The following is an 18664-nucleotide window of genomic DNA, read 5'->3' on the forward strand; positions in this document are numbered from 1 at the left end:
TTTTAGTAATATAAAATTATTTTTTATTAGAATTTCATCTCTGGTATATCTCCTTCTATAATCAATTCTGCTTCGGTGGATTTAATGATTTCCTCGACCGTTACACCTGGTGCACGTTCTAACAACTTAAATCCTTTTGATGTGATTTCTAATACTGCTAATTCGGTTACTACTTTCTTTACACATCCTACACCTGTTAAAGGTAAGGTACATTTTTTAAGGATTTTAGATTCACCTGCTTTGTTTACGTGCATCATGGCCACAATGATGTTTTCGGCAGAGGCTACTAAATCCATAGCACCTCCCATCCCTTTTACCATTTTTCCTGGAATTTTCCAATTGGCAATATCGCCATTTTCAGAAACTTCCATGGCTCCTAAAATGGTTAAGTCAACTTTTTGTGCACGTATCATTCCAAAACTAAATGCTGAATCGAAGAAACTCGCTCCTGGTAAAGTCGTTATAGTTTGTTTTCCTGCATTGATGATGTCTGCATCTTCTTCGCCTTCAAAAGGAAAAGGTCCCATACCTAAAACCCCGTTTTCCGACTGAAATTCTACAGAAATATCTTCGCGTACATAATTCGCCACTAACGTAGGAATCCCGATTCCAAGATTTACGTAGTAGCCGTTTTTTACTTCTTTTGCTATGCGTTGTGCTATTTGATTTTTATCTAATGCCATATATCATTTGATGATTTGAAAATTTGAAAATTCTAAAATTATTTTTTCTTAGATGAAGCTATAATCTTAGAAATAATCAAATTTATGGATTGCAATTTTCTGAATAATTCTTCATTAGGATTTGGATAGAATTCTGAATTTTTACACAACTCTAACCAAAATTGTAACTCATCTGCTTCTTTTGCTGAAATCTTAAACTTATGAATAAAGTCAGCCTTACTTTCAGCATTTTGAGCTTCCCTAATATTTGCTCCTATTGATGTACCACTTCTAAAAATTTGAGATGCCATTTCGAAACGATTTGTCTTTCTAATTTCCTCAGAGAAACTAATTATTTCTAATGCAAATTCAAAAGTTAATTTCACAATTAAATTATCTTTATCGTTTCTCATCTTCAAATTTTCAAATTAAAGAATCAATAAATTACTTTTGTCTTACTGTTCGTTGTTCAATTCGTTTTTCAAATTTTTCTCCTTGGAAAATGCGGTTAATCATAATACCAGGAATATGGATTTCATTAGGGTCTAACGTACCTGCTGGAACTAATTCTTCTACTTCTGCAATAGTGATTTTTGCAGCACCTGCCATGGGCGCATTGAAGTTTCTTGCAGTTCCTTTGAAAATTAAATTTCCTGCTTCATCGCCTTTCCATGCTTTTACAATGGAAAAATCAGCTTTGAAAGCATGTTCTAAAATGTGCATTTTCCCATTAAATTCACGCACTTCTTTTCCTTCAGCTACTTCCGTTCCATAACCTGCTGGTGTAAAGAAAGCGGGAATACCTGCTTGAGCGGCACGGCATTTTTCAGCTAAAGTTCCTTGGGGAGTCAATTCAACTTCTAATTCTCCCGAAAGCATTTGACGTTCAAATTCAGCATTTTCTCCCACATAAGAAGAAATCATTTTTTTAATTTGACGTTTTTGTAGAAGTAATCCAAGACCAAAATCATCTACTCCTGCATTATTAGAAATACACGTTAAGTCTTTCACTTCTTTATTTACTAGTTCAGTAATACTATTTTCTGGAATTCCACAAAGTCCGAAACCACCAAGCATAATGGTCATTCCATCTTTAATTCCTTCTAAAGCTTCTTGTACATTGTTAACTTTTCTTGATATCATAGTTGTGTTTATAATCCAAATTCGTCTGTATTTTGTTCTTCTGGTTTTACTCTTGTTGAGTCGGTAGCTGTACTATCAGTTTCTCTTCTTGCATGAGTCGATACTGAATAGCAATCTACTTTTATTTTTAAATCGTTTGGTTTTTCGAAAGCTTCTTTTGAGATATTTAAAGTTGGGTCAGCATAACATTTTTTCATAAATAGTCCCCAAATTGGTAGTGCCATTGTAGCACCTTGACCAGCAGCTAACGTTTTAAAATGAGCTGAACGATCCTCATTACCTACCCAAACTCCTGTTGCTAAATTGGGTACCATACCTATAAACCATCCATCTGATTGATTTTGTGAAGTTCCTGTTTTTCCCGCAATAGGATTTCTAAACATATAAGGATAACCGGTTACTCTGTTGTATTTCCAGCCTCCGCCTTGTGTACGTAAGCGATCTCCTGAACCAGATTCTGTAACACCTTCTAATAATTTAATGACCGCATACGAGACATCTTTACTCAACACGTCTTTAGATTCTAACTTAGGTTCAAAAATGACATTTCCGTTTTTATCTTCTATTTTAGATATTACTTGGGGTTTTAAATAGATACCTTGATTAGCAAAGGTACTAAATGCTGCTACCATATCACGTACCGTAATATCAACAGCACCTAAAGCTATTGATGGTTGTGAAGGTATATCTGTTTCAACGCCCAATTTTCTTAATAAAGCAATTACGGCATCAGGACCTGTTTTATCAATTAATTTAGCTGATACTGTATTAACTGAGTTTGCCAACGCTCTCTTTAAGGTCATCATTCCTCTATATCTTCTATCTGAATTTCGTGGTTCCCAATCTTCGGTAACATTATGTTTACCTTTTCGAATCATGAAAGGACCATCTAAAATAGTGTCACAAGGAGACATTCCTAATTGCTGAATAGCCGTTGCATAAACAAATGGTTTAAAAGTAGAACCTACTTGTCGTGCTCCTAAACCTACGTGGTCGTATTGAAAATAACGGTAATCTATACCTCCTACCCAAGCTTTTACATGTCCTGTTTGAGGTTCCATAGCCATTAAACCAGGTTGTAAGAAATGTTTATAGTATCGTATTGAATCATAAGGTGTCATAACTGTATCTCTATCTCCTTTCCATGTAAAAACAGTCATTTTTGTTTTAATATGAAAAGATTTTTTTATGTCTTCTTCTTCCATGCCGTTTTCTGACAAAATTCTCCAACGTTCGGAATTACGCATTGAACGATCCATTACTTTTTGAATTTCAGTATCTGTTATATTTACGAACGGAGCTGTTTTATTTTTCTTTTGTTCTATAAAAAACTCTTGTTGTAAATTGGCTAGATGTTCCTTCATAGCTTCTTCAGCATATAGCTGCATGCGAGAGTCTATAGTGGTATATATTTTTAATCCATCTGAATAAATGTTATAATCAGAACCGTCTTCTTTTTTGTTTTCTTCCACCCATTTTTTCATGTAATCGCGAAGGTATTCTCTAAAATAGGTAGCGGTTCCTTCATTATATTTTTCAGGTGAAAAAGTCAATTTAATAGATTTTGCCTGATAATTTTGTTTTTGAGTAGTGGTTAAAAATCCATTTTTTTCCATTTGTTTTAACACAACATTACGACGATCTCGTACTTTTTCTTCTCTTTTTAAAGGATTGAATAGAGAAGGGTTTTTTAGCATTCCAACTAACATAGCTGATTCGTCTACTGTAAGTTGTTTAGGTTCTTTTGCAAAGTATACTTTGGCAGCTGATCGGATTCCTACTGCTGTGTTTACAAAATCTACTTTATTAAGGTACATGGCTATAATTTCGTTTTTAGTGTATTGACGTTCTAAACGAATTGCTATAATCCATTCTTTTGCTTTTTGAATGAGTCCTATGATCTTGAATTTAGATCGTTCTCCATGAAAAAGTAGCTTGGCCAATTGTTGGGTTAGCGTAGATGCTCCACCATCTGTACCTAGTTTTAGTGCTGCACTTAAGGTTCTTTTCCCGTCAATTCCTGAATGTTCATAAAAACGTTCATCTTCTGTGGCTACTAAAGCATTAACTAGATGTTTGGGTAAATCTTCATATTTTACAGGTGTTCTATTTTCATTAAAAAATTTACCAATCACCACACCATCTGATGAAATAATTTCAGTAGCTAGATTTGACTCTGGATTTTCTAATTCTTCAAAGGATGGCATTGAACCGAATAAGCCCCAAGAAGCAAAAAGGAAAAACAAAAAAACGCCTCCAAATGTATATAGAAAGTATTTCCAAAATTTCTTTACATAAGGATCATAGTCTGATTTGTGAGTGTTTAATTTTTGAGCCATAATTATTCATTTTCTTCTATTGATTCTATTCTAAAACCTAATTCGGTAACACCATTTAAAACCTCAATTCCTTTTAATTTTCCATTTTCACGAACTGCTTGTTGAATGGTTACCTTATATTTTCCTTTTTTAGGGAATGTATAGTTTTCTTTATACCATAATTTACTCTCTTTTACATCGGAGAAACCTTGTCCCATCAAACTTCCATCTGGATTTGCCATTTGATATTCTAGTGTATCAATGTATATTTTCCCTTTAGGTTGTTCTAACTTTACGATTAAAAATAGATTATTAAACTCGTAATCGTCATTGTTTCGTACATTAATAAACAAATTTAATGGTTTTTGAGAAGCATTTTGTTCAAATTCAAAACGAACCGCTTCTTTTTTAGGCCATCCATTTTCAAAGGTTTTATATTGGTCAAATACTTGTGATTTGTCACAAGATACCAATGTGATTCCTAAAAGGAAACTGTACCAATTAGTTTTGATTATCTCTTTTATCATTTCTATTTTTTGACCTATTATTTTTGGGTCTAGGTTTTCTATTTTCGTTTTTAGGTTTGTGAGTTTCAGGATTTGCTTGTTCTCTTTTAGATTCTTGGCGTTCTAGACGTATCCTTGGTTGTCCTTCTGATTTTGGATTATTACCTTCAACTTTTGGTTTGTTTCCTTCAACTTTTGGTTTTCCGCCTTCGGGTTTTGAACGATTACTTTCTTGTTTTATTTTTTGTCCATCAGGACGTGTACGTTGTCCTCCTTCAGACTTAGAATGCTGATTTTCGTTTTTAGGTTTTCTATTTTCAGGTTTAGAAACGGTATCTACTTCATTAGAAACTACAACGTTTTTTTTCTTTCTGTTATTTTTATTACGTTTTTTAGGTTGATCAAAACGAGTTAGACTGTCTTGCCCCATGGCATTTTGAAATGTTTTTTCAGCTGTTTCTTTTTCTTCCTCGTAAACGAAATCTTCTAACGTAGCTACTTTTTTTCCTTGTTTATTTAAGTCAATAATTTCTTTGACTTCACTTACCTTAAGCATGTGCCAAATAGCCATACTATCAGGATAAGCAAACCACATTAACTCTTTAAATATATCAATTTTTTGGCAAGTAGCTTCTCCTCTATCCGTTTGTAATTTGGTTTCCATATCTGGAAAATCCTTCAAAGCGTCCATATAAGTATCTAACTCATAGTTTAAGCAGCATTTTAGTTTACCGCACTGACCTGCTAATTTTTGAGGATTTAATGAAAGTTGTTGATAACGTGCTGCTGAAGTATTTACACTTCTGAAATCGGTTAACCAAGTAGAGCAACACAGTTCGCGTCCACAAGAGCCTACTCCTCCTAAACGAGCGGCTTCTTGACGAAAACCCACTTGTTTCATTTCGATACGGATTTTAAATTCCGCTGCATAATCTTTAATTAGTTGTCTAAAATCTACACGATCATTAGCTGTGTAATAAAAAGTTGCTTTAGACCCATCTCCTTGAAACTCTATATCTGATATTTTCATTTCGAGATTCAATGCAATAGCTAGTTCCCTTGCACGTACTTGAATTCCTGATTCTCTGTTGCGTGCTTCTTGCCAAATATCAATATCTTTTTGTGAGGCTTTACGATAAATTTTAGGTAGTTCTCCTGTGTAATCTATCCCTTTTTTCTTCATTTGAACTTTAACTAATTCTCCTGTTAAAGTAACGATCCCAACGTCATGTCCTGGATTGGCTTCTGTAGCTACTATATCACCAATAGAAAGGTTTATTTTTTCTGAATTTCTGAGAAATTCTTTTCTTCCATTTTTAAAACGAACTTCTACACAATCAAAAGGATCTTGTCCTCCTGGAAGTGCCATGTTGGCTAACCAGTCAAAAACGGTTAGTTTATTACAACTATCCGTACCACAGGTGCCATTATTTTTACATCCCTTAGGCGCACCGCCCGTAGAGGTTGAACAACTTGTACATGCCATAAAATTTGAATATATATTGGTCGTCTCGCCAAAGGCGGACTACTACTGCCAATTTAGTTTTGTGTGTAAAGATACATATTTTGAATTTACTATTTTCAAAAAACCAAAACCCGATACATAAAAACGTAACGGGTTTTAAATAAGTATTTTTTATATAAAATTTAGGTTTCTTTTACTGAAATAATATGTACAGGGCATGCTTTTTCAGCCAACTCACAATTTTCAACTATTGTATGATCTGGGGATTTTAAAGTATGGAAGCCTTTGGTATCTATTGATCTTATCAATACTGATTTACCATCTTTTTTCGACATTTGAAATTGTGCTGGTGCAAATTCGACACAATAATTACATCCGATACATTTATCACGTTGTAAAGTTATAATGACCATTAAGCTTCTACAATTTTATACATTTTATCAGACAATCGGATTCTAAAAGGAATTTTTAGTGTACAGCTATCTCCTTTTGTGGCTTTTTCTGCCTGAATATCATTCACAAACATATCTTGTAAAATTAATTCTTGAGCACCTGTACTTGGTCCCGTAATTAGAATCTTGTCTCCTTTTTTTATATCGTATGCTTCTATTTTAAATTCTGCCACACCAGATTTAGGAAAATAATGCATACCTTTACCTACATATACTTTCTTTTGAGTCGCACTAGAACCCGGATTATCAGACCATTCTCCTAGTTTTTGTCCTAAATAATAACCACTCCAAAATCCACGATTGTAAACAGTCGATAAAGTTTCCATCCACACGGCTACTTTCTCTTTTGAAAATGTATTTTCGTAGTAAGCATCAATTGCCTCACGATAAGTGCGAACTACTGTTGCAACATAATCAGCAGCTCTCCCACGACCTTCTAATTTAAGTACTTTAATACCGGAATCAATAACTTGATCTAAGAAATCTAAAGTACATAAATCTTTAGGCGACATCATGTATTCATTATCTATTTCTATTTCAAATCCAGATTCTTGGTCAATAACTGTATATTTTTTTCGACAATTTTGTTTGCAAGCTCCACGATTTGCCGACGAATTGTGTGAATGTAAACTTAAATAACACTTCCCTGAAACTGCCATACATAATGCACCGTGACCAAAAATCTCAATTTCTACCAAATTCCCACTAGGTCCTTTGATTTGCTCTTTTTCGATTTGTTCTGTGATTTTTTTTACTTGACGCAAACTCAACTCCCGAGAAAGAACAATAGTATCTGCAAACATGGCGTAAAACTTAACCGTTTCTATATTGGTTACATTTAACTGTGTAGAAATGTGCACTTCCATTCCTAAAGTTCTAGCCGTCATAATTACAGCTTGGTCAGAAGCAATTACGGCAGTTATTCCAGCATCTTTAGCTTTTGATACTAAGGTTTTTACAATGGATAAATCGTGATCGTAAATGATTGTATTAAGTGTAAGATATGTTCTTACATTTTTTTCTTGACAACGACGCGCAATTTCCGGTAAATCTTCCAAAACAAAGTTTACTGTTGCTCGAGCGCGCATATTAAGTTGTTCTACGCCAAAATAAACGGAATCACATCCATTATCTAAAGCGGCTTGCAGGGATTCAAAATTCCCTGCTGGTGCCATTAATTCTATTTTTCCTGTCGAAGTCATTTAGTAATATTCAAAAAAGCTTATTATATTTTACAGTAATAAAAGAGTAAGCATTTAAAAAAATTAGTTGGTTACTTTGTAAAGTTTATCGGATGCACGAATTTTAAAAGGCACAACAAAAGTTACTTTATCACCCGTTTGAGCTAGCAATCCTTCTTGACCATTAACAACTAATTTATCAACTATCAAATGCTGTTCTCCCGTGGTAGGTCCTTGGATAATCACTTTATCACCAGCTTTCAACTCATGATTTGTTATTGTAAACTGTCCTACTTGTGATTTAGAATAATAATGTTCTCCTTTTGCCACCATCACTTTTTTCACAGCTATACGTTGGCGTAAAGTTTTAGGCTTCGGCAGTTCTTCTGTGGCTTTAGCTAGACTAATGCCTTCTAAAACTCCAGATTTTTTGAAGGTTAAACTATCCGACTTTCCTTTTCTGAAAATTTTATTACCTACATTAATCCCTTTTCTACGTTTTACTTGTTCTTCTAACGATAAATGTGTGGTTTCTAAACATTCGGTGGAACAACAATGCTCCATTTTTTCAGCACAGGCATCACATTGAATAAATAATAAATGACAACCGTCGTTAGCACAATTTGTATGATTGTCACACGGTTTTCCACATTGGTGGCATTGCGCAATAATATCGTCAGTAATTCTTTCTCCTAAACGGTGGTCAAATACGAAGTTTTTACCAATGAATTTGCTTTCTAACCCTTGCTCTTTGATTTGGCGTGCGTAGTTGATAATTCCACCTTCTAATTGGTACACGTTTTTGAATCCCTGATGCTTGAAATAAGCTGATGCTTTTTCGCAACGGATTCCCCCAGTACAATACATTACTAGGTTTTTATCTTCTTTAAATTCTTGTAATTGCTCATTAATAATAGGCAACGATTCACGGAAAGTTTCTACATCAGGCGTGATAGCTCCTTTGAAATGACCAACTTCACTTTCGTAGTGGTTTCTAAAATCTACCACTATCGTGTTAGGGTCGTCTAAAATCGCATTGAAGGCTGCAGCTTCCAGATGTACTCCTTTATTTGTTACATCAAAAGTAGCGTCATTTAATCCATCGGCAACGATTTTGTGACGTACTTTAACGGTTAATTTTAAAAAAGAATGATCATCATGCTCCACAGCTACGTTGATACGGATGCCTTTCATGAAATCATAAGCTTCTAAGGTATCGCGGAAAGCTTCAAAATTTTCAGCTGGCACACTCATTTGTGCATTAATTCCTTCGGTCGCCACATATACGCGTCCCAAAGCCTCTAGTTTGTCCCAAGCTAAAAATAAATCGTTACGGAATTGTTGCGGGTCAGTGATGTGCGCATATTGATAGAAAGAAATGGTTAGACGTTGTTTCCCCGCTTGGTCAATCAACTCCGCTCTTTCTTCTGCGCTTAAAGTGTTATACAGTTGCATGCTATAAACGTTAAGTGAGAAATGTTACAAAATGTTTTAGAATTCTAAATGGAAGAATTCGGGTGCAAATTTATTGATTTTTAGATGATTTCAAATTAAAATTCAAGATAATTAAACTAAACTTTGCTTACTCCACAACTCTGCATATTTACCTCCATTTTCTATAAGTTCAAAATGATTTCCTTTCTCTACTACTTGACCTTCATGCATTACTAGAATTGTCTTGTCCCAATACGGCTTTTTACAAGTCGTTCAATAAAATTTGGTTATCGTTAACGATGGCTTGGGTACTGGCTTTTTCCGTTTGTAAATTATATTGTGCTATTTGTACTAAGGTATCTCCTTTTTTTACCAGTTTATTATTTTTAGTAAGCAACTTATACTCTTTCCACTCACTACTGTTTGCAAAGGTACTTTATCCTGCTGACTACGAATAATACCACGGCTCTGGCTGCTAATATCGACATAAATAAAAGGAAGTGCTCCTAGAACTACCAGTACTACTAGGTATAATGATTTACTTCGGGTAGCATTGCATGCTATAAGGTTTTTTTGAGTATGTATAGGGTCTTCTTGGCTAATCATATCTTAATTGATTTAAAAAGGAAATCTTCAATTTGATTAAACTGATTACTACTGAAATATTTTCCACCCTCATTTTTTAAAACAAATATCGCTTCACAATTTTTAACCAAGCTATCTAAAATATGAGATGATACTAATATTAGGGAATCTCCAGAAATTTTCTTTATGTAATTCCATAATATAAAATTGGCTTCAAGATCCAGCCCATTAAAAGGCTCATCTAATATATAATATTTATATGATTTTTGAAATAAAGCATTTAGAAACATTTTTTTTCTCATTCCTGTGGACAAATTTTTAATTTGTATATCCAATGGAATATCTTTAAATACCAATATTCGTTCATCTTCTAGATTTATATTCATCAATTTATCATAAAATCTATAAAATTCATTAACTGTCAAGTCTTCGTATAAGTATGTCTCGGTCGGACACCAGCAAGTATTCCTAAGATTCATTTTCTCGAATGAATTATTAAGTCCGCTGTAGGATTCAATACCTAAAATACACTTGAAAAGTGTGGTCTTACCTGTTCCATTCTTTCCTACAATTCCATAAATTCCATTTGAATTAATCACTAAATTAAGATTATCTATTATTTTGTTTACTCCAATTGTTTTTTCACTTATATGTATATCAAGTAACATTCTGAATCATTTTTATATTATATGTAGATTTTCTAACTAAAAAAGGTATAACAATAAACGATAGCCCCATCGAGTAAAAACTCGATAATAATATTAATACGAATATCATCTGTTGCATAAAAAGGTTTTCAAAATAGTTGTATTTCAGGTTAACACTAATAATTACCAAAAGAGGTACAATCAAGAAAACGATTATATTCATATAATTTATCTGCAAAATAAATGAGAATAAGATTAGTGGGAAAATGATTATTAATGTATTCATAAGAGATGATTTTAATTGTGTCATCAAATACGACTTCCCAATATTTTCACTTCTCATAATATCAAATTTATTTTCTCTACTAAAACTAGGCAAACAACACAAAATAGCTACACATAAGACTATGAAAATGAACATATTGTCATTTTTATTCTCTTTTGCAATGTAAATTATAAAAAACAAAACTATTAATGGGATCTGTAGATAATACTTTCTATAGACTATAATCCAAAGAGGATCATAATTTACAAACGGATTAACTTTAAAAGTTAATTGCTTTATTCCTTTAATATAAAAACCAAAAGCTAAAATACTGATAAAAAAACACGCATTAAGAACGTCCTTTTTAATTATGAATAGAAACAATGCTGGGAAAATTTGAAGTAGATATTCTAACACAATTATTCTAAGATATTTATCACTTTTTTTTAAAAGCGATAGATCCTTTCTATTAAAATGTATCAAAATTATTTCTAATGCGTAAAAATTGCTTATATACCCTATTGACTCATAATTCAGAGATATTAAATAAAATGAAAAGTAATATAATAATATCACAAACATCATAGATAGAAAATTACCTTTTCCTGTAAAACCTCTTAACCTGTTAAGATATATATACTTAATTATCAAAAACATATTTTTAAAAATATATTAAAGCGTAAGTCTATATGTTTATCATAAATGACTTACGCTTTTTTAAAGATTATCTAGCTTCTTGAGAAGATAGCAAAAGCACACCCAAAATTATTAAAGGCCAGACCCCTCCTTCTGTATTTCTCTTTTCAGTTAGTGTTAATTCAATCAATCCTAAATTTTCTAAATTTGTTTTTTTATTAATTGCAGTCTTAGTTGTCGTCCAAAACAAATGCTAAGGCTGCTTTTTTACAGTCTGTTGGTTCACTTCCTTTTTGGTAACAGACTTTTAAACCCAAAAAGTTTTTTTGTTTTTCATTTACTTAGGAGAAAAACCATCCAAAAGTAGTAATTACTTACTATTTTTATTTACTTGAAATTCTTGAATGTATAAAATTCAATGGCAATTTCAATAAAAAATATAATACTAATTTCAGTCATTTACTTGATGCAATACTCCAAAATAAAATTGACGATATATTGAATCAGTGCTATTAAAAATCTTACCATTTGTCTCTTTTACTTATTAATTTAAGAAATTACCCTTTTTTCCCCTAAAAGACATCCCATTGTAGCTAAAAGCTATTTTTTTGAACCCAAAAGGTATTCATAGGGAGCTCAAAACTATTCTTTAATACCTCTTAGCTATTTATCTGACGCTTACAACTAGTACCGAATTACTAAAAGCTTCGTTAAAGTTGCTTAAAAAGACTATAAATACGCTTTTTGCTTATTTTAGTTCGTTAAAGGCTCATATTTCCTTTACGTCGTTTGCTAAAACGCTGGCTTAAATCTTCATATACAGGTTTAGCCGTAGGAATTCCTTTAGCATACGCTTCTCTTACCTGACCGTAATACAGTAAGGCTTTATAAATAGCTTCGCTACCAGCTAACATAACGGTGTCGTTAAGGTCACGTGTTAACTGTTCTGCCATGTTTGCTAAAGGAGTTAGTTGTGTTACTACCGCTTCGTCTTTTAAAAATTCGGCTTGATCCATATAAGCAGGAGCAAATTCAGGATTAGTTTGCAAGTACGACTTTACTTTTTGTGCCGTAGCCACCGTCTTGTCACCCATTTTAAAAATTTCCATTCGCTCCGTTGCAGTGAGTCCTTGCAAAAAAGGTGCTAATAAAGTTTTGCATTCTTGTAATTTAGTTTGTACTTGGTCTAAAACACTTTGTGGTATTTCAAGACTGATTTGATTTTTAGTACCCATAGTTTTTTGTTTGTTACTTGTTTATCCCCTACCCAATCGTCAAATAATGCTGAATTAAAGTTTTAAAGCTTTACTTGTTTTAATAACTTTGTTTCACAATTGCAGTGCAAAGTAAAGGGAGGTAAATGCGATGTACAAATCAATATACTCGGAATTCAGGAATTTAAGGTCTGGATTCAGGAAAACCAGATTCCTTCTACAAACATTTCACTGATAAACAATAGTTTAACCTACAAATTAAATTATCAAATTCTTTTTTGAGTTTTAGCAAAACATATAAAATGAAGCATTTATTATCAATTATTTTCTTACTTATACTATCAAATTATGGTACAACAAAGGCACAAAGCAAAGAAATCAATTTAGCCAAACTAAACTTGAATAAATTAAACGACCTTTACTATGATAATACTAGTAATGAAAAATTGCGTTCTAAAATTTTAAAGTTTTATTATAATAAGGCTGTAAAAAGTGATAGTTCAATTTATGTGGCACAATATTATTATATGTTATTATATAACAAACCTGCTTCAGTGTCCATTAAATATTTTGATAGTGTAATCAAATATACTAAAGGTTCAAAAAGTAAATTTTTTCCATTTACAGGATATCGAGAAAAGGCCTTTAAATTGATACAGTTAGGCAGGTATAATGAAGCTATGGAAAATTTTAATCTGGCTGTAAAAGAAGTAAAAAATAAAGACCTGGATTTATATTATAGAAGTCGTTTAGATATAGCAACTTTTATTTCAGAACATTATGGTGATGTAATGGAGGCTTTGCCTATCTATAAAGAATGTTATAATTACAGTAAGAATCAGAAATATACGGGAAATAATTTTTCATACTTGCATACCAATGTTTTATTTTGCCTAGCTGACGCTTATAAAAGTCTTAAAAAGACTGATTCTTGTTCCTATTATAATAGAATAGGCTACAAATTAGCTCTAAAGACAAATGATGAGTATTATAAATACCTTTTTGTATTAAATGAAGGTTCAAATCAGATAAACAAAAAGAAATACAAAATTGCTTTAGATAGTATAAATAAATCATTACCCAAGTTTATCGAATTTAAAGACAGTACAAATGTTATTGCTGGCTATTATTATAGAGGCAAAGCTTACGAAAAATTAGGGCTGAAAAATTTAGCAGTAAAAAACTTTCAACTGGTAGATTCTGTCTACAGGAAAACTAAATCTATTTTTCCTGAATTTACAGATGGGTACACCTATCTAGTTAATTACTATAAAAGGAGTGGTGATAAAGAAAACCATTTAAAATATTTGACTCAATTAACCTCTATTGATAGTCTAATCAATAAGAAAAATCATTTATTAAATAAGGTAATCATCAAGAAATACCAAATACCTAATTTAATTGAGAAAAAAGACACCACCATTCAAAGTTTAAAAAGTAATTATATTATAGCAATCATAACTACTATCTTATCTATTTGTTTAGTATTAATTCTTTTTCTGAACAATAAAAAACAAAAAAAACTGTACAAGGAGCGTTTTCAAGAATTAATAAAGGAACTAGATAATAAAACAATTATAACTGAGCCAATTGCTCAGAATGAAAAAATTATAATTGAAGAAAAAGAAATTGGTATAAATGAAGAAAAACTAAACGATATTTTAGAAAAACTGACTGTCTTCGAAAACGAGAAAGGATTTTTAAAAATTAATTTGACCATTCAAAATGTAGCAGATGAATTTCAAACAAATACAAAATATGTTTCGAAAATCATTAATGAGTATAAACAAAAAACATTTATTCAATATATAAATGATTTGAGAATAGATTATGCTTTAAGAATTTTACAAAAAGATGATAAAATAAGAAGATTTACTATACTAGCCCTTGCTAATGAATTTGGCTTTAATACAGCAGAATCTTTTTCCAATGCTTTCTCTAAAAAAACTGGGATAAAACCAAGCTATTTTATTAAAGAATTAAATAACTCCCAAACATCTGTAAATTAATGATATGAAAAAGAATTACACACGAGATTCAGGAATTTCGAGTGTAATTCTTTTAATTAAAAATTTACAATAGATATTTTTGCATGAAATATTATTATAAGATATATGAAAATCCAAGCCTAAACTTTTAACTTATACATTTTATGAAATAGTTTCTAAAATTAATTATTTTAAGGTAACTTTATGAATATAATTTTACTTACTGATTAATAACAACTCATTTATCACGATTTCTGTTGTATTGCGTTTTTCACCATTTTTATCCTCCCAGTTTTTATAGGTTATTTTTCCTTCTACCATTATTTCTTTGCCTTTTGTGACAAAGTTTTCAATAATTTCGGCAGTTTTACCCCAAGCCGTAATATAATGCCATTGTGTATCTGTTACTTTTTCTTTTTTTTCATTATAATACACTTCATTTGTTGCTAATGTTAATTTAGCTAATTTTTTTCCTCCTTCAAGGATTCTGATTTCAGGTTCTTGTCCTACGTGACCAATTAATTGTACTTTGTTTTTTAAGGCATTCATGGCGTTTAAAATTTAAATGTTATTATTTATCTAAAATCAATTGTCGTTTCATTTATCCGACAATGCAAATTTGAGTACTTATCTCATAATGATTCGGTTACTAATTATTTATTATCGGTTGTAATTATTTGTTGTCGTTTGAAAGTATTTTTTTGCTACCTTTATATTCAAAAACATACTTGTTTTTTACCCTTTGGAGAAATACTATTTATAAAGAATTGAAGTATGATGTGTATCGTTAGTACAAGTTTTATTCAATTTAAATACGTACTAAAAAAGTACCAATTACAAGATCATACACATATTGTGCGTTAGCATAAAAAATCAAAAAACTATGAAATATTACAATAAAGCACTTTTAGTAATTGTAATCCTATTATTTTTCCAAAAGGCACAAGCTCAAAAGATTTTAAAAGAAGAAGATCGGAAAATGATAGTTAACTTGATTTATGGAATAAATAGTGAGATCTTAAAAGTTCAAGATTTTAAATTTAAAACAGCAATTTATAATTCAGAAGATTATTTTTCAAAACCATTTTCATTTGAGGAAGCAGATTCTTACTATAAGTTGATGAATAAAACTGCAAAAATTAAAATTGAAAAAGATCGACTATACTTTATTGTCAATATACTTAACAATTTAAATAACAATAAATTACGTAGTTCATTAATTGAAATCAACAAGTCCAAAAATAAACTTTTTTATGGTAAAGATTCATTAGTAATCAAAAATACACAAGGAGGAGGAAATAGAATTGAAAACGATATTTATCAAATTACTCGCAATTACCCTTTAAATAGTAACCAATCCGATAGCACAAAAATTCATGGTTCTTTGATCATGAAAATGGATTTTATAGTAGGTTACAATTCTATTAATTTAACAAAAAATGAGATCGGAAAAAAATTGACTATTGGAAAGGATTCTATTGAAATAATCAATATAGTTGATAACGTACTCGTATTAAAAGGAGACACAGATAATATTAATTTAATAAATTTTGTATCAAATAATACAGTTCCGAAACCCTTAACAATGGATGATAAAGGATATGATATAGAGAAATCATTTTCTTTCTCATCAGTAACAATGTTTAAATCTATTTATGAAAATATAGTCGTAAAAAAAATAAATTTGGAAGACTTTGACAAAATGATGACTATTGATAAATTAAACGAAATTCAAAAAGAAGAACAATACAAAATAATAAAAAATATAGCTAAAATTGGTGAAAAAATTATACTGTACAAACCTATTTATAAAACGTATTATTTAACAGTTAATTACAATAAAAGTAAAAGGTAATATAAACTACAACGTATTCGTAAAATTATAGATTAAAAAGTATATATTAATGATTACCTATGAATTTGTAGCGTAAAACTAACACTTTTGATTTGATTTTTCCGTTCTTTATAAATACCTAAGTTAATAGATGAAAAGAGAGAGATCATAAGGTTTGTTTAAAAAAATAATAAAATTTTATTGATAAGATAATAGCAATAGATATGAAACAATGTTTAGAATGTGACGAAAAATTTGTAGGTCGCGAAGACAAAAAGTTTTGCAGTGATGCGTGTCGTAATGCTTATAACAATCGCATGAATAAAGATTGTACCAATCTGATGCGCAATATTAATAATAAACTTCGTAAAAATTATCGTATATTAACTGAACTCAATTCAGAAAGTAAAACTAAAACAAACCGAACAAAGCTAATAAGTAAAGGGTTTGATTTTGAATATTTTACCTCAATATATACTACTAAAACGGGTAATATCTATTACTTTCTATACGATCAAGGATATAGAGCACTCGAAAATGATTTCTACATTTTAGTTAAAAAAGAATCTTAAAAAATGATTTATAAAGATAAAAAAATTTCAATCTTAGGCTGCGGTTGGCTAGGATTACCCTTAGCAAAAAAACTAATTTTAAAAGGAGAAACAATAAAAGGCTCAACAACTTCTTTAGATAAACTAAAGATTCTAGAAAAATTAAAAATTCAAGCCTATTTAATTCAACTATCTGAAGATGGAATTACAAAAAACATTTCAGATTTTTTGGAAGAATCCGATATTTTAGTGATCAATATACCTCCTAAATTACGGAAGAATAGCAATGAAAATTTTGTTACAAAAATTAAAAATCTTATCCCTTATATTGAAACCTCTAGTATATCAAAAGTGCTTTTTATAAGTTCTACCTCTGTGTATGGAGATACGCCTGAAAGAATTATACTAACAGAAAAAAATATACCAATTCCATCGACAGAAGGTGGTCAACAATTAGTAGAAGTAGAACAAATGTTACAAAATAATACAAAATTCAAAACAACTATAATACGTTTTGGAGGATTAATAGGACAAGATAGACACCCTGTAAAACATTTAGCAGGAAAAGAAAACCTAGAAAATCCAGAAGCACCAATAAACCTAATTCATCAAACGGATTGTATAGGTATTATAGAAGCAGTATTAAACCATCATGATCATAATAAAGTATGGGGAAAAACATTAAATGCGGTAGCTCCTTTCCATCCTACACGAAAAAGCTACTATACAAAGAAAGCAATAGAAAACAATTTAGAAATACCAAAATTTATTGATTCAGATACAGAGGGAAAAATAATTGATTCTACCTTTTTAAGAAATGAATTACAATACAAATTTAATATAGATCTTTATTAATGAAACTAATTCAAAAAATACAGTCCTTAGGATTACCTATTCTAGCTCTTATATGGGTTTGCTTTTTTTTTGGCACAACTTGGTTGGCTTCAAAACAAGGAGTAAAAGCAATGCCTGCTTTACAATTAGCTGCTATTCGACAATTTATAGCAGCCTTTTTTTATATAAGTTATTTCTGGTTTAAAAAGGCACCATGGCCCAAAGCTAAACAATGGCGAACTATTTTAATTCTAAGTATTTTAAATTTTGTATTAAGTAACGGACTCAGTACTTGGGGAGTAAAATATATTTCTAGTGGATTAGGAGCTGTAATTGGAGCTATTTTTCCATTATGGATCGTAATTATTAGTTTTTTTAATGGCGAGCGATTATCAAAACTAGCCATTGTTGGATTACTAGTAAGTTTTAGTGGTGTATGTATCGTGTTTTTTGATTATTTAGCTGATTTTATCAAACCCGATTTTCAATTTGGAATTTTTCTTTCTGTTTTAGCTACTATTACCTGGGCTGTAGGTAGTATGTATACTAAAAAGAAAGCTAAAAACTTCAACCCTTATTTTAGTATAGGACTACAAATGCTTATTTCTAGTATTTTACTTTTTGCATATACAGGAGCTACTGGAACTTCTATAGGTTTACTTGAAATTCCGTCGCAAGCATGGTGGTCCATTGCTTATTTAGTGGTATTTGGTTCTATTACTACTTTTATAGCCCTAATATATGTTTTACAACACTTACCTACCGAAGTAAGCAGTATTTATGCTTACGTTAATCCTATAGTGGCTGTAATTTTAGGAGCCATTATTTTTAACGAACCACTTACTCTTACTTTAGGAATTGGAGTAGCCGTTGTTATCTTTGGTATTTATCTTATTAATAAAGGAATCAAAAAAGGATAGCAAACTAGTAATAAAAAACATTAGTTAAT

Annotated in this window: 18 protein-coding genes; 5 read left to right on the forward strand and 13 right to left on the reverse strand. The window is 30.9% G+C overall.

What is annotated here, in order from left to right; translation table 11 throughout:
• Positions 1–26: 26 nt before the first annotated feature.
• The 12 genes from ACUXZJ_RS03160 to ACUXZJ_RS03215 form a co-directional block, all read right to left on the reverse strand.
• Positions 27–683, reverse strand: a complete 657-nt coding sequence (locus ACUXZJ_RS03160; RefSeq protein WP_060381297.1) for a CoA transferase subunit B — start codon at positions 681–683, stop codon at positions 27–29.
• A gap of 38 nt (positions 684–721) precedes the next feature.
• Positions 722–1075, reverse strand: a complete 354-nt coding sequence (locus ACUXZJ_RS03165) for a four helix bundle protein (RefSeq protein ID WP_060381296.1) — start codon at positions 1073–1075, stop codon at positions 722–724.
• Between the two features lie 31 nt (positions 1076–1106).
• Positions 1107–1805: a CoA transferase subunit A gene (locus tag ACUXZJ_RS03170; protein ID WP_060381295.1), complete on the reverse strand. Its 699-nt coding sequence runs from the start codon at positions 1803–1805 to the stop codon at positions 1107–1109.
• Between the two features lie 8 nt (positions 1806–1813).
• Positions 1814–4144: a penicillin-binding protein 1A gene (locus ACUXZJ_RS03175; RefSeq protein WP_446195759.1), complete on the reverse strand. Its 2331-nt coding sequence runs from the start codon at positions 4142–4144 to the stop codon at positions 1814–1816.
• A 2-nt stretch (positions 4145–4146) separates the two neighbouring features.
• Positions 4147–4650: a gliding motility lipoprotein GldH gene (locus ACUXZJ_RS03180; protein ID WP_060381293.1), complete on the reverse strand. Its 504-nt coding sequence runs from the start codon at positions 4648–4650 to the stop codon at positions 4147–4149.
• A complete protein-coding gene (ricT, locus tag ACUXZJ_RS03185; RefSeq protein ID WP_063743445.1) occupies positions 4625–6115 on the reverse strand; it encodes a PSP1 domain-containing protein in 1491 nt (496 codons plus the stop codon). The genes ACUXZJ_RS03180 and ricT overlap by 26 nt, the downstream gene beginning before the upstream one ends.
• A 161-nt stretch (positions 6116–6276) precedes the next feature.
• Positions 6277–6507 (reverse strand): ferredoxin, encoded by a 231-nt coding sequence (locus ACUXZJ_RS03190; RefSeq protein WP_060381291.1) that lies wholly within the window; start codon positions 6505–6507, stop codon positions 6277–6279.
• Positions 6507–7748, reverse strand: a complete 1242-nt coding sequence (locus ACUXZJ_RS03195; RefSeq protein ID WP_060381290.1) for a peptidase U32 family protein — start codon at positions 7746–7748, stop codon at positions 6507–6509. The genes ACUXZJ_RS03190 and ACUXZJ_RS03195 overlap by 1 nt, the downstream gene beginning before the upstream one ends.
• A 63-nt stretch (positions 7749–7811) precedes the next feature.
• Positions 7812–9182, reverse strand: a complete 1371-nt coding sequence (trhO, locus tag ACUXZJ_RS03200) for an oxygen-dependent tRNA uridine(34) hydroxylase TrhO (RefSeq protein ID WP_063743446.1) — start codon at positions 9180–9182, stop codon at positions 7812–7814.
• 348 nt (positions 9183–9530) lie between these two features.
• On the reverse strand, positions 9531–9767 hold the full coding sequence (locus tag ACUXZJ_RS03205; protein ID WP_063743447.1) for a hypothetical protein: 237 nt from the start codon (positions 9765–9767) through the stop codon (positions 9531–9533).
• Positions 9764–10414 (reverse strand): ATP-binding cassette domain-containing protein, encoded by a 651-nt coding sequence (locus ACUXZJ_RS03210; protein WP_060381287.1) that lies wholly within the window; start codon positions 10412–10414, stop codon positions 9764–9766. The genes ACUXZJ_RS03205 and ACUXZJ_RS03210 overlap by 4 nt, the downstream gene beginning before the upstream one ends.
• Positions 10415–12055: 1641 nt before the next feature.
• Entirely contained in the window at positions 12056–12529 is a 474-nt protein-coding gene (locus tag ACUXZJ_RS03215) for a hypothetical protein (RefSeq protein WP_063743449.1), read from the reverse strand.
• Between the two features lie 281 nt (positions 12530–12810).
• Here ACUXZJ_RS03215 and ACUXZJ_RS03220 point away from each other — a divergent pair, with 281 nt between their 5' ends.
• Positions 12811–14517 carry a helix-turn-helix domain-containing protein gene (locus tag ACUXZJ_RS03220; RefSeq protein WP_060381284.1) on the forward strand — a complete coding sequence of 569 codons (1707 nt, stop codon included), beginning with the start codon at positions 12811–12813 and terminating at the stop codon, positions 14515–14517.
• 195 nt (positions 14518–14712) lie between these two features.
• On the opposite strand, the gene ACUXZJ_RS03225 is transcribed toward ACUXZJ_RS03220, so the two are convergent.
• Positions 14713–15045: a single-stranded DNA-binding protein gene (locus tag ACUXZJ_RS03225; RefSeq protein ID WP_060381283.1), complete on the reverse strand. Its 333-nt coding sequence runs from the start codon at positions 15043–15045 to the stop codon at positions 14713–14715.
• A 334-nt stretch (positions 15046–15379) separates the two neighbouring features.
• Between ACUXZJ_RS03225 and ACUXZJ_RS03230 the strand changes: the two genes are divergently transcribed.
• From ACUXZJ_RS03230 to ACUXZJ_RS03245, 4 genes are all read left to right on the forward strand, one after another.
• Complete coding sequence (locus ACUXZJ_RS03230) at positions 15380–16351, forward strand: hypothetical protein (RefSeq protein ID WP_063743450.1); 972 nt, start codon at positions 15380–15382, stop codon at positions 16349–16351.
• A 203-nt stretch (positions 16352–16554) separates the two neighbouring features.
• Positions 16555–16902 carry a hypothetical protein gene (locus ACUXZJ_RS03235; RefSeq protein ID WP_014165796.1) on the forward strand — a complete coding sequence of 116 codons (348 nt, stop codon included), beginning with the start codon at positions 16555–16557 and terminating at the stop codon, positions 16900–16902.
• 3 nt (positions 16903–16905) lie between these two features.
• Positions 16906–17736 carry an NAD(P)-dependent oxidoreductase gene (locus tag ACUXZJ_RS03240; RefSeq protein WP_060381281.1) on the forward strand — a complete coding sequence of 277 codons (831 nt, stop codon included), beginning with the start codon at positions 16906–16908 and terminating at the stop codon, positions 17734–17736.
• Positions 17736–18635, forward strand: a complete 900-nt coding sequence (locus tag ACUXZJ_RS03245; protein WP_060381280.1) for a DMT family transporter — start codon at positions 17736–17738, stop codon at positions 18633–18635. The genes ACUXZJ_RS03240 and ACUXZJ_RS03245 overlap by 1 nt, the downstream gene beginning before the upstream one ends.
• The last annotated feature ends 29 nt before the right edge of the window (positions 18636–18664 follow it).

Source organism: Flavobacterium sp. TN-1 (assembly GCF_052828645.1).